The sequence below is a fragment of the Rhodococcus shunpengi genome, assembly GCF_048381395.1.
Taxonomy (GTDB): Bacteria; Actinomycetota; Actinomycetes; order Mycobacteriales; family Mycobacteriaceae; genus Rhodococcus.
In genome coordinates, this window is sequence record NZ_JBLWIU010000008.1 from 326,944 (window position 1) to 339,236 (window position 12,293).

Below are 12,293 nucleotides of genomic sequence, written 5' to 3' on the forward strand. Positions count from 1 at the left end.
CGATCGCGACGAGTGCCGTTCTCGGCGAACGCGCGACCGCGCGACGATCAGATGGCGAGCTTGGCGAGGATGTCGCGCGCCTTCTCGGCGGTGGGCGGCTGGCACAGCACGTCGTAGCGGCCGGCGACGAGCTGCATGGTGGACGAGAAGTCGCGCTGACCGCGGGTCGCGGCGTACGGGATGCTCGCCGAGATGAGGCCGAAGATGATGCCGCCGACGAGGCCGACGAGAAGCGGGCCGAGGAAGTCGGTGGAGAAGATGCCGAGCAGCAGACCGAAGAACACGCCGAGCCATGCGCCCGAGACGATGCCGCCGCCGATCACCTTCGGCCACGTGAGCCGACCGGTGACCCGCTCGACCTGCATGAGATCGACACCGACGATGGTGACGTCCTCGACGGAGAAGTTCTGATCGGCCAGGTGGTCGACCGCCCGTTGCGCCTCGGCATAGGTCGGGTACGAACCGACGGGCCAGCCCGTGGGAGGTGTGGGCAGACCGGGTACCTGGCGACCGGGTCCGAGGGGATTCGTCATGTCGTTTCGGCTCCTTCGCGATACACGCCGACGGTCGCGGCGCCGGTCTCCATTCTGCCTCGACGGGGACCGGCACGCCGCGACGGTTCGCCCGATATGTTCTTTTTCCTGTCAGGAGACCGGCGGCTCGAACTTCTGGGTGCGCTGCAACCCGGCGGCCCGGCCCTTCGCGGAGATCACGAGGGCCATCTTCCGGCTCGCCTCGTCGATCATCTCGTCGCCGAGCATCGCGGCACCGCGGGCGCCGCCCTCGGCCGAGGTGTGCCACTCGTAGGCGTCGAGGATCATCTCGGCCTTGTCGTAGTCCTCCTGCCGGGGGCTGAAGACCTCGTTCGCCGCGTCGATCTGGCTCGGGTGCAGCACCCACTTGCCGTCGAAGCCCAGGGCGGCGGTGCGCTGCGCCGACCGGCGGAAGGCGTCGACGTCGCGGATCTGGAGGTAGGGACCGTCGATGGCCTGCAGCCCGTGGGCGCGCGCGGCCATGAGGATCGTCATGAGGATGTGGTGGTAGGCGTCGCCGACGTCGTAACCCTCGGGCTGTTCACCGACGACGAGCGTGCGCATGTTGATGCTCGCCATGAAGTCGGCGGGACCGAACACGAGCGTCTGCACGCGCGGGCTCGCCGTCGCGATCTCGTTGATGTTCGTCAACCCGATGGCGTTCTCGATCTGCGGTTCGATGCCGATCCGTCCCACCTCGAGACCGTGAGCCTTCTCGACCTGGGTGAGGAGCAGGTCGAGCGCCTTCACGTGGCTCGCGTCGGGCACCTTCGGCAGCAGGATCGCGTCGAGATTCACGCCGGCACCACCGACGACCGTCGCGACGTCCAGATAGGTCGCATCCGTGGTCCAGTCGTTGACGCGCACGACCTTGATCTGGTCGCCCCAGCCGTCCTCGTTCAGAGCTTCGACGATGGTGCTGCGGGCCTGTTCCTTGGCCAGTGGCGACACGGCGTCCTCGAGATCGAGGAAGATCTCGTCGGCGGGAAGGCCCTTGGCCTTGTCGATCATCTTCCGGCTGCTGCCGGGAACCGCGAGTACCGACCTCCGGGGCCTGAACGAAAACGACATGACCTGACCAGACCTCCGAGTTCCGGGAACAGCGTGCGCACGCTCTAGCCTGGCAATCATGGCAGCAGTGAGCAAGGTCTTCGTCGCGCGGCTGGCCGGACTGGTCGTTCTCGGCCCCGACGGCGAGTCCATCGGCCGCGTCCGCGATGTCGTGCTGACCATACGAGTGGGGCGTCAGCCTCCTCGTGCGCTGGGGCTCGTCGTCGAACTGCCCACCCGCAAGCGGATCTTCGTCCCGATGCTGCGCGTGACCGCGATCGAGCCCGGCGCGGTCACCCTCGTCACCGGCAACGTCAGTCTGCGCCGGTTCACGCAGCGACCTTCGGAGGTGCTCGCCCTCGGTCAGGTCCTCGATTCGCGTGTGCGCGTCGACGACCCGGAGCTACCGGACCTGATGGGTGTCGACGCCGTCGTGGTGGATCTGGGGCTCGAGCTCATGCGCACCCGCGACTGGGTCGTCGCCCGGGTCGCGGTGCGTCGCCATCGCGGCCGGCTCGCGCGCCGCTCCCCCATCCACATCGTGGAATGGCCGCACGTGCACGGACTCACCCAGCAGGCACTGTCGATGCCCGGACAGGGTGTCGCACAGTTGCTCCTGCAGTTCGAGGACATGCGCCCGCCGGACGTCGCGAACGCCCTGCGCGACCTGCCGATCAAGAGACGCACCGAGGTCGCCGCGGCACTCGACGACGAACGCCTCGCCGACATCGTGCAGGAGCTGCCCTCCGACGATCAGACCGACCTGCTCACCCAGCTCGGTCTCGACCGGGCGGTCGCGGTGCTCGAGGCGATGGATCCCGACGACGTCGCCGACCTCCTCGGTGAGCTGCCCGCCACGGACGCCGAGTCGTTCCTGCAACGCATGGACCCCGAGGACTCCGAGCCGGTGCGCCGCCTGCTCGAGCACTCCCCCGACACCGCCGGTGGTCTGATGACCCCGGAACCGGTCGTGCTGACGCCGGCGACCACGGTGGCCGAAGCGCTCGCCCGCGCCCGCAATCCGGATCTGAGTCCGGCCCTGGCGTCGATGGTCTTCGTCGTGCGACCGCCCACCGCGACACCCACCGGCAAGTACCTCGGCTGTGTCCATCTGCAACGATTGCTCCGGGAACCGCCTGCGAGCCTGGTGGGAGGGGTCGTCGACGACGACCTGCCGCGCCTGGCCCCCGACGACGCCCTGACCACCGTCACCCGGTACTTCGCGACGTACAACCTGGTCTGCGGTCCGGTGGTGGACGACGAGGGGCACCTGCTCGGCGCGGTGAGCGTCGACGACGTGCTCGACCATCTGCTGCCGGAGGACTGGCGCGAGGAGGACATCGAGGATGAGTGACCGCAGCACGCAGGGCCGCTCGCGCCTCGAAACCCCCCAGGCGTCGAGGTTCCGCTTCAACTTCGACGCCGAGGCGGTCGGCCGGGTCAGCGAGTCGATCGCCCGATTCCTCGGAACGGGCCGCTATCTCGCCATCCAGACGATCGTCGTCATCGTGTGGATCGCCCTCAACATCGCCGCGGTCGGACTGCAGTGGGATCCCTATCCCTTCATCCTTCTCAACCTGGCCTTCTCGACACAGGCCGCCTACGCCGCCCCGTTGATCCTGCTGGCGCAGAACCGGCAGGAGAACCGCGACCGCGTGTCGCTCGAGGAGGACCGCGCCCGCGCCGAGCAGACCAAGGCCGACACCGAGTTCCTGGCACGCGAACTCGCGGCGCTGCGACTCGCGGTGGGCGAGGTCGCGACCCGCGACTATCTGCGTCGCGAACTCGACGACCTGCGCGCCCTGCTGGTCGACGACGAGAACGAGGACGACGCCGGCACTCCGCGCACCCGCGGGCCTCGTCGCTGAGGGCCCCCGTCCTGTTGTCCGGCACGCCCGGTTGCACACAACCCGACATCCTTCTGTAACCTTCGTCACAGCAGTCGGACGGACGGCCGGAGGAGGGTGATCGCGTGCGGTGGAAGGTCGCGCTGGCGATGCCGGTGATCGTCGCTGCCGGACTCGCGGCGACAGCGTCGTCGGCGACAGTGGTGGCGGAGACGACGTCCGCCGAGACCGAGCCGAGCGCCACCCCGGCGGTGGGCGTGCTTCCCGGCGAGATGCGCGAGGCGCAACCGCTGCGCAGCCCGAGCGACCCGCTCGCCCAGCTTCCGCCCGACGCCCTGGCCGCGGCAGGAGGTGCGGCAGTTCTCGGCGACGGGCCACTCGCGATCCCCGAACTCGTCTTCTACGCCTACCGCGCGGCCGAGATGCAGCTGGCCATCGACTCCCCCGAGTGCGGCCTGCCGTGGAACCTGCTCGCGGCCGTCGGGCGCCTGAGCTCCGGACACGCCGACGGAGGACGCACCGACATCCTGGGCACGCTGACCACGCCGGTCGTCACCCCGGAGGGACTGCTCGGGCCGATGCGCCTGGCCCCCGCGGTGTGGGAGCAGTATTCCGCCGACGGCAACGCGGACGGCACCGCCGATCCGCAGAACATCTTCGACGCGACCCTGGCCGCCGGTGCCCGGATGTGCGCGGAGGGCGGAAACCTGCGCGAGCCGGACGGTGAGGCGCGGGCGGTGGCGTCGGTCGATCCGTCACCGGACTATCTGGCGAACGTCCGGCACTGGTCCGGTGCGTATTCGAAGGCCGCCGAGGTGGCTCCCGCCGATCTCGCTCCGATTCCGGCGCGGCCGGTTCCGAACGCCGCGGATGTCGCGGCTCCCGCGCCGGCTCCGGCGGTCACCGCGCCCGCCCCGGAGTCGACACCTCAGCCGACCGACACTCCGGCCCAGCAAGCGCCCGCCGACACTCCGGCCCAGCAGGCACCCGAACAGAACATCCCGGCTCCGCCGCCGATGCCGGAGTTGCCCGAACTCCCCTGTCTGGTGCCCGCCTTCTGCGAGTAACTCCCGGCACACACGCGACATGACGACACGCGCGACACGCGTGTCGTCATCTTTTTCTTTCACCCCACCCGACCCATCGGACCAGCACGGATGGGCCACAGCAGTACGCCTGCACCCCCGTTACATCACGTTTGAGTAACGGAAAAGCATCGAATGCTGTAGCCTCGGCCCGGCACGTAACGAAGGTGTCTCGTTCCGAGGCACCCGAGGGAGGGTTATCCATTGGGCCGCCACGCCAAACCGTCGGATTCGAAGCTTCGGCGAAATTCCGTCATCGCGATGACCGGACTCGTTCCGGTCGGACTGGTCGCCGCAGCCGCGACCACCGCGGGTGCGTCGCCGCGAGCGCTGATGGGTGCAGCTCACCACGAGACCGAGCCGGCGGTGTCGTCGACCGACTCGGCCGACCTCGCCGCCGTGGTTCCCGAAGCGGTCGCCGCCGTGCAGACGATCATGCTCGAGCCCGAACCGGCACCCGTGCGCACCTTCAAGGCCGCCCCCGCGCCGGAACCCGAGCCCGAGGTCCTCCAGGAGGGCCCGCTCGGCATCCCCGGGATCAACTACGCCGCCTACCGCAACGCCGAGCGCGTCCTCGCCGAGGAGAATCCCGCCTGCGGCATGCACTGGACGCTCCTCGCCGGCATCGGCCGCGTCGAGTCCGGACACGCCAACGGTGGTCACGCCGACGACAAAGGCAACCTGCTCGAGCCCGTCATCGGACTGCCGCTCAACGGCAGCCTGCCCGGCCAGGCCGTCATCCACGACACCGACGGCGGCGCCCTCGACGGCGACACCGTCTACGACCGCGCGGTCGGGCCGATGCAGTTCATCCCCACCACGTGGAACCAGTACGCGGGCGACGGCAACGGCGACGGGGTCTCCGATCCCCAGAACCTGTACGACTCGACGCTGACCACCGCGAAGTACCTGTGCGACGGTGGCCTCGACATGCGCAACCTCGCGCACTCGACGAAGGCGATCCACCGCTACAACAACTCGATGGCCTACGTGGCGAACGTGCTCGCCTGGTCGACGGCCTACTCCACCGGCATCGACCCGAGCCCCGCGGATCTCCCCCGCATCCACTGATGACCGGAGGTGGTCGTCGACCCGTATCCGGTAGCGAGCGGCATGCCGCCTACCATGGGCGTCATGGCAGTCAGTGAGTCCGACGTCCGCAGTGCGCTCGCACGGGTCCAGGACCCGGAGATCCGCAAGCCCATCACCGATCTCGGAATGGTCAAGAGCGTCGAGATCGGCGCCGACAGCAGCGTCGATGTGGCGATCTATCTGACCACGGCCGGATGCCCCATGCGCACCGAGATCTCGGAACGCGTCATCAAGGCCGTCGCCGACGTCGCCGGTGTGGGCGAGGTGCGCGTGACCCTCGACGTGATGAGCGACGAACAGCGCACCGAGCTCCGCAAGTCGCTGCGCGGCGATTCCACCGAGCCCGTCATCCCGTTCGCCCAGCCCGGGTCGCTCACGCGTGTCTACGCGGTGGCCTCCGGCAAGGGTGGTGTCGGCAAGTCGTCGGTCACCGTCAACCTCGCCGCAGCGATGGCCGCGCGCGGACTGTCGGTGGGTGTGCTCGACGCCGACATCTACGGTCACTCGATCCCCCGCATGCTCGGCACGTCCGCCAAGCCCACGCAGGTCGAGCGGATGATCATGCCGCCGATCGCGCACGACGTGAAGATGATCTCCATCGCCCAGTTCACCGAGGGCAACACCCCGGTGGTGTGGCGCGGCCCGATGCTGCACCGCGCGCTGCAGCAGTTCCTCGCCGACGTCTTCTGGGGCGACCTCGACGTCCTGCTCCTCGACCTGCCGCCCGGCACGGGTGACGTCGCCATCTCCGTCGCGCAGCTGATCCCGAACGCCGAGATCCTCGTCGTGACGACGCCGCAGCAGGCCGCCGCCGAGGTCGCCGAGCGTGCCGGTTCGATCGCGCTGCAGACGCGTCAGCGCATCGCCGGCGTGGTGGAGAACATGTCGTGGCTCGAGCTGCCCGACGGCACCCGCATGGACGTCTTCGGCAGCGGTGGCGGTCAGGCCGTCGCCGAGCGTCTCACCCGCGCGGTGGGCGCGACGGTGCCGCTGCTCGGTCAGATCCCGCTCGACCCGGCCGTGCGCGAGGCCGGCGACTCCGGTACCCCGATCGTCCTCGCGGCGCCCGACTCGGCGCCCGCGGTGGCGCTGAAGGAAGTCTCCGACAAGTTGGCGGTGCGCAAGCGCGGGCTGGCCGGCATGTCGCTGGGAATCGACACCACGCGTCACCTGTAAGAACCGATATCGATCGAGCCCCCGCCGTGCTTCACGGCGGGGGCTCGATCGTAGGAAAGCTGTCAGGTGGCGTCGGGATCGATCGGCGGCTTCTCGTCCGGGGCGAGCGGCTTCGACAGGTTCGGCCGGGTCGCGCCGTTGGTGGGCGTTCCCGGAGCCGCCGAGGACGGCTTGTCGAAGTTGCCGGTGAGGACCGAGTCGTCGCCGTCGAGCAGATGCTTGGTGATCACGGCCCGCGGTGTCATGCCGCGCAGCTGGTTCAGCTCGGACAGGGGTTGCCGCAGGTCGTCGAACTCCGGTCCGAGTTCCTCCTTGAGCTGGTCGCGCGCACCCGTGGCGTAGTCGCGTACCTGACGCAGCGACTTGGCCACCCACGAGACGGCGCCGGGCAGGCGCTCCGGGCCGAGAACCACGAGGGCCGCCACGATGAGTACCAGGAACTCGCCCCAACCGATGTTGCCGAACACGCATCCAGGGTACGTGGTCTCGTCCGGATCGCAGCACCTACGCGGAAGCTCACATCACGCGGCTGGGACGTTCGGTCCGAGACAGGGACCGTTCAGTCGGAGACGGGGGTGACCTCGACGTCGACGAGGCGGCCGTTGCGCACGAGCTGGACGGTGATCGGCTCGTCGATCTCCTGCTGCTGGACAGCCACGACGAGCTCGTCGGCGCTGGTGACCTCGCGGTCGCCGACCTTGACGATGACGTCGCCCTCGACAATGCCTGCGCGCTGGGCCGGGCTGTCCTGACGGACGTTGGCGACCTCCGCGCCGCTCGCGACGTCGTTGACGACCGAGCGTGCGTTCACGCCGATGTCCGGGTGCCGCATCTCGCCGGTGCGGATCAGCTCCTGCGCCACCTCGGTGACGTCGTCGATGGGGATCGCGAAGCCCAGACCCACCGAACCGCCGGTCTCCGACTTGATCGCGGAGTTGATGCCGATCACGCGACCCTCCATGTCGATGAGGGGGCCGCCGGAGTTGCCGGGGTTGATCGAGGCGTCGGTCTGGACGGCGTCGATCACCGCGTCGGTGTCGGTGCCTTGCCCGCTGAGCCGCATGGGCCGGTGCAGCGCACTGACGATGCCGCGGGTGACGGTCTTGCTCAGGCCGAGCGGCGAACCGACCGCGACGACGTCCTCGCCCACCTGGACGTCCTCGGAGCGGCCCAGTTCGGCGACGACCAGGTTGTCGACGTTCTCGACGGCGAGCACGGCCAGGTCGGTCTTGATGTCGCGTCCGACGATCGAGGCGGGCACCTTCGTGCCGTCGTCGAAGGTGACCTGCACCTTCGCGTCGGGATTTCCGGCGGCCATCGAGATGACATGGTTGTTGGTGACGATGTAGCCGGCGCCGTCGATCACCACGCCCGAGCCGGTGCCGGCGTCGCCGCCGACGGTGGTCTGGATGGAGACGACCGCAGGCAGCACGGTGTCGGCGACACGCGCGACCGCGCCGGTCGGCAGTTCCTCGTCGGGACCCGACTGGCTCAGCGTCACTCCGCGACTGGTCAGCGAACCGTTGTCGGCGGTCGCGAGCGCGACGACGAGTCCGCCGACCATGCCGATCACGACGGCCACCGCGGCCAAGGTCGCGAGTGCGCGGGGTTGGACGCGGCGGTCGAACAACACCTCACGCAGGGTGAGTCCGGGGGCCGGGGGAAGTTCCTTCTCCTCGGCCTCCCCGGCCAGGGGCGGACCGAGCCGCACCGCGGAGTCGGGGTCGCGCCACGGATCGGGTTCGGTGTCGTCCTCGGTCTCGGCTGCGGGCTGAGCGGGAGGACGCTGGAGTGTCTCGTCGGCGTCGGACGGACGTCCGTAGGCCTCGGCCAGGATCGCGTCGGCCGGGGGCGCCTGCTGGACGCGCGGGTCGACGACGCGGGGATGGACCGAGGAGTCGAACGAGCCCTCGGCACCGGGCGGGCGTCCGAAGACCCGTGCGGATGCCTGGTCGACGGTGGGTCGGTAGACGGGCCGGGGTTCGAGGCGGGGAGCGTCATCAGGGCGCGTGATCGCTCCGTCGGACCCACCCGACGAGGCGTTGCCGGACGAGCCTCTTCCCGACGAGTCCTTACCGGATGAGGCATGGGGCAGCTCGTCGTCGCGACGAGGATCGTCGCCGGCTCGTCGTTCGGTGTGCTGCGCAGATTCGGCCGTCACGCGTGCCCGTCTCCCCCGTCTAGGTCCGTCACGCAGCCCAGTATCACCGATGGCATCGGATCACCTGTTACCGCCCGTCCGGTCACCGGCGCCGGAGAATCGACCAGCGGCGCGCGGCGAAGCCTTCCTCTGCCTGCGGGTGCGGGGATGGATCGCACAGGTGTGAAGGGATGTTGCTGAGCGTCCCGAGCAGTGAACTCGGCATACGCGGTACGTGATCGGCAGCGGACCGCAGTGCGTGGCGGGCCTGCTGCTGGGCTTCGACCTCGGCGGCACACTCCGGACACATCGACAGGTGCTGGGCGGCCCGCATGTAGGCCGCCATGCGCAGTTCGCCGTCGACGAAAGCGGCAACTGCCTCGCTGGCGAGATGTTCAGTGGAGCCGAACCTGCGAGGTGGTTGCACCATCGTCATCACTACCTCCCGGCGGCTACCCCGCATCGACGCGACCGTTTTCGACCTTTCCATGCTCGCGCAGGTACTCGCGGAGTGCCTGGCGGCCTCGGTGGATACGACTACGTACCGTACCGAGTTTCACCCCCAGTGTGGCACCGATCTCCTCGTAGGACAGACCTTCGATGTCACAGAGCACCACCGCGGCACGGTACTCGGGTCCGAGCGAGTCCAGAGCGGACTGCAGGTCGGCGCCGAGACGCGCGTCGTGGTAGATCTCCTCGGGGTTCGGCCCTGCGGCCGGTACCCGATCGTAGTCCTCCGGGAGCGCTTCCATCCGGATGCGGTTCCGGCGGCGCACCATGTCCAGGAAGAGGTTCGTGGTGATGCGATGCAACCAGCCCTCGAAAGTGCCGGGCTGATAGTTCTGCAACGACCGGAAGACGCGGATGAAGGTCTCCTGCGTGAGATCCTCCGCGTCCTGAGCGTTGCCGGAAAGACGGTAGGCGAGTCGGTAGACACGGTCGCCGTGCTCACGAACGAGTTCGTCCCACGACGGCATCGCCGCGCGGTCCCCGGTGGCATCGAACGCCGCGGTGCCGCTCAGGTCCGCCTCGAAGGCAGCGTCGAGCGCCGAGGCGTCGTTCTCGGGAACGGTGTGGGATCGGGTCATGTGGATCGGTGGATCCTCCTCGTCGGGACCGCAGTCATACGGGCTTCGGGGCCTACAACACGCGACCTGCAGGGAATATTCCTTCACAGGAACGTTCCACGAGGCCGGTGCGTCCTCGAAGTCGTGAACCGGTGCGATCGTCCGGTTCGTCGAGTGTCAGTTTTCCTCGCGGCCATGTGGCCGCCGTATGAGTAACCTGAAACGTCGCTGAGAAAACCGGTCCGGGCATGTTCATCCGCCGAAATCACACAACTGACGGCACCACTCCGTGCGCGCCTGCCTGCGCGAACGAATCGCCGAGGATAGCCTCAGTGAGGTGCAGACCAACGCCGATCGCATCCTGACCCACGCCGAGAACATCGTCGTCGAGGACGACGAGCTCGCCGCGGCGCGTGACCGTGCCGAAGATCTGGGCGCCGACCCGGTGTCCCCCTCCGTCGGAGCCACCCTCGCGATGTTCGCCCGCATGCTCGACGCGAAGACGGTAGTGGAGATCGGGACCGGTGCGGGTGTGAGCGGGCTGTGGTTGCTGCACGGCCTCCGCGAGGACGGCGTGCTCACCACGATCGACAGCGAACCGGAACATCAGCGGGCCGCGAAGATCGCCTTCCGCGAGGCCGGCATCGTGGCGTCGCGCACCCGGCTCATCAACGGCCGCGCGCTCGACGTGCTGCCGCGACTCGCCGACTCCGGCTACGACATGGTCTTCGTCGACGCGACCCCCGCCGACCATCCGCACTTCGTGCGCGAGGGCGTGCGTCTGCTCCGGCCCGGTGGCGTGATCGTTCTGCACAACGCCCTGCTCGACGGACGGGTCGCCGACCCCGCCGCCCGCGACGCGACGGTGCTCGCGGTGCGCGAGGCCACCCGCGCGGTGTCCGACGACGAGCGCCTCGCCCCGGTGGTCCTGCCGCTCGGCGACGGCCTGCTCTGCGCGGTGCGCCTCAGTTGATCTGCGGCGGTGCGCCTCAGCTGATCTGCGCGGTGCGCCCCGGCGTCCGGCTTCGGGGCAGGCACAGTCTCAGATCCAGATGCCCTTGCCGATGGCGACGACACCACCGTTGCTGACCGCGAACCGCTGACGGTCGCGCTCGAGGTCGACGCCGATGATCTCGCCGTCGCCGACGACGACGTTCTTGTCGAGGATCGCTCGTCGCACGACCGCACCCTTGCCGATGCGCACACCGGGCATGAGCACGCTGCCCTCGACGGTCGCTCCGTCGTCGACCATGACGTTCGAGCTGAGCACCGAGTTGCGGACCGTGGCGGCCGACAGGATGCTGCCGGCACCGACGATCGATTCCTGTGCCAGGCCACCCTGCACGAACTTCGCGGGCGGCAGGTTCTCGGCGGCACCGCGGATGGGCCAGCGCCGGTTGTAGAGATTGAAGATCGGGTGGACCGACACGAGGTCCATGTGGGCGTCGTAGAAGGCGTCGAGCGTACCGACGTCGCGCCAGTAGGCACGGTCGCGTTCGGTCGCGCCCGGGACGACGTTGTCGTTGAAGTCGTAGACGTGGGCCTCGCCCTGCTCGACGAGCGCGGGGATGATGTCGCCGCCCATGTCGTGGTCGGAGTCGGGATTCTCCGAGTCGGCCCGCAGCGCCTCGACGAGGACCTTCGTGGTGAAGACGTAGTTGCCCATGGACGCGAACGTGACGTTGGGGTCGTCGGGCGTCCCGGGCGGGTGTGCGGGCTTCTCGAGGAACTGGGTGATCCTGCCGCTCTCGTCGCTGTCGATGCAGCCGAACGCGAAGGCTTCGCTCCGCGGGACGCGGATACCGGCGACGGTGACACCGGCTCCCGACTCGATGTGCTGGCGCACCATCTGCTCGGGGTCCATCCGGTACACGTGGTCGGCGCCGAAGACCACGATGTACTCGGGATCCTCGTCGTAGACCAGGTTGAGCGACTGCAGGATCGCGTCGGCGCTGCCGGTGTACCAGCGGGGACCGAGTCGCTGCTGGGCCGGCACCGGGGTGATGTACTCACCGGTGAATCCGGACAGGCGCCAGGTCTGCGAGATGTGCCGGTCGAGGGAGTGCGACTTGTACTGCGTGAGAACGCAGATGCGCAGGTAACCGGCATTCACGAGATTGCTGAGCACGAAATCGATGAGGCGGTACGCGCCCCCGAACGGCACTGCCGGCTTGGCTCTGTCCGCGGTCAGCGGATACAGACGTTTGCCCTCGCCGCCGGCGAGAACGATTCCAAGCACATGGGGCTGGCTCCTCACACGCTTCAACCTATCCCCCGACCCAGGCCACCGCCAGCGAAGCGGA

General features: G+C 68.9%; 13 protein-coding genes. 6 read left to right on the top strand and 7 right to left on the bottom strand.

Annotated features, from left to right (window positions below; genetic code table 11):
• Positions 1–47 precede the first annotated feature (47 nt).
• Positions 48–533 carry a YflT domain-containing protein gene (locus ACNJ7K_RS02330; RefSeq protein ID WP_006554299.1) on the bottom strand — a complete coding sequence of 162 codons (486 nt, stop codon included), beginning with the start codon at positions 531–533 and terminating at the stop codon, positions 48–50.
• A 111-nt stretch (positions 534–644) separates the two neighbouring features.
• Positions 645–1,604 carry an HpcH/HpaI aldolase/citrate lyase family protein gene (locus ACNJ7K_RS02335; RefSeq protein ID WP_159418893.1) on the bottom strand — a complete coding sequence of 320 codons (960 nt, stop codon included), beginning with the start codon at positions 1,602–1,604 and terminating at the stop codon, positions 645–647.
• 58 nt (positions 1,605–1,662) lie between these two features.
• On the opposite strand from ACNJ7K_RS02335, the gene ACNJ7K_RS02340 reads away from it, so the two are divergent.
• The 5 genes from ACNJ7K_RS02340 (at position 1,663) to ACNJ7K_RS02360 (ending at position 6,783) form a co-directional block, all read left to right on the top strand.
• Positions 1,663–2,937, top strand: coding sequence for a magnesium transporter MgtE N-terminal domain-containing protein (locus ACNJ7K_RS02340; RefSeq protein WP_006554297.1), 1,275 nt, complete (start codon positions 1,663–1,665; stop codon positions 2,935–2,937).
• On the top strand, positions 2,930–3,451 hold the full coding sequence (locus ACNJ7K_RS02345) for a DUF1003 domain-containing protein (protein ID WP_120281881.1): 522 nt from the start codon (positions 2,930–2,932) through the stop codon (positions 3,449–3,451). Before ACNJ7K_RS02340 ends, ACNJ7K_RS02345 begins: the two co-directional genes overlap by 8 nt.
• A gap of 104 nt (positions 3,452–3,555) precedes the next feature.
• The gene (locus tag ACNJ7K_RS02350; RefSeq protein ID WP_159418894.1) at positions 3,556–4,497 is read left to right on the top strand and encodes a lysozyme family protein; all 942 of its coding nucleotides are present in this window, start codon (positions 3,556–3,558) and stop codon (positions 4,495–4,497) included.
• A gap of 222 nt (positions 4,498–4,719) precedes the next feature.
• Positions 4,720–5,586, top strand: coding sequence for a lytic transglycosylase domain-containing protein (locus tag ACNJ7K_RS02355; protein WP_183070667.1), 867 nt, complete (start codon positions 4,720–4,722; stop codon positions 5,584–5,586).
• A 63-nt stretch (positions 5,587–5,649) separates the two neighbouring features.
• Positions 5,650–6,783 (top strand): Mrp/NBP35 family ATP-binding protein, encoded by a 1,134-nt coding sequence (locus tag ACNJ7K_RS02360; RefSeq protein WP_487041129.1) that lies wholly within the window; start codon positions 5,650–5,652, stop codon positions 6,781–6,783.
• A 62-nt stretch (positions 6,784–6,845) separates the two neighbouring features.
• Here the strand turns inward: ACNJ7K_RS02360 and tatB are convergent, their stop codons facing one another.
• The 4 genes from tatB to sigE all read right to left on the bottom strand — a co-directional run bounded on the left by tatB (position 6,846) and on the right by sigE (position 10,011).
• The gene (tatB, locus tag ACNJ7K_RS02365) at positions 6,846–7,250 is read right to left on the bottom strand and encodes a Sec-independent protein translocase protein TatB (RefSeq protein WP_487041130.1); all 405 of its coding nucleotides are present in this window, start codon (positions 7,248–7,250) and stop codon (positions 6,846–6,848) included.
• Between the two features lie 92 nt (positions 7,251–7,342).
• Positions 7,343–8,944, bottom strand: a complete 1,602-nt coding sequence (locus ACNJ7K_RS02370) for a S1C family serine protease (RefSeq protein WP_487041131.1) — start codon at positions 8,942–8,944, stop codon at positions 7,343–7,345.
• An 82-nt stretch (positions 8,945–9,026) separates the two neighbouring features.
• Entirely contained in the window at positions 9,027–9,359 is a 333-nt protein-coding gene (locus tag ACNJ7K_RS02375; protein ID WP_060651698.1) for an anti-sigma factor family protein, read from the bottom strand.
• Positions 9,360–9,375: 16 nt separating this feature from the next.
• Positions 9,376–10,011 carry an RNA polymerase sigma factor SigE gene (sigE, locus tag ACNJ7K_RS02380; RefSeq protein ID WP_120281875.1) on the bottom strand — a complete coding sequence of 212 codons (636 nt, stop codon included), beginning with the start codon at positions 10,009–10,011 and terminating at the stop codon, positions 9,376–9,378.
• Positions 10,012–10,327: 316 nt separating this feature from the next.
• Between sigE and ACNJ7K_RS02385 the strand changes: the two genes are divergently transcribed.
• On the top strand, positions 10,328–10,963 hold the full coding sequence (locus ACNJ7K_RS02385) for an O-methyltransferase (RefSeq protein WP_159418896.1): 636 nt from the start codon (positions 10,328–10,330) through the stop codon (positions 10,961–10,963).
• A gap of 69 nt (positions 10,964–11,032) precedes the next feature.
• Here ACNJ7K_RS02385 and glgC read toward each other — a convergent pair whose 3' ends face one another.
• Positions 11,033–12,247: a glucose-1-phosphate adenylyltransferase gene (glgC, locus tag ACNJ7K_RS02390; RefSeq protein WP_037190186.1), complete on the bottom strand. Its 1,215-nt coding sequence runs from the start codon at positions 12,245–12,247 to the stop codon at positions 11,033–11,035.
• Between the last annotated feature and the right edge of the window lie 46 nt (positions 12,248–12,293).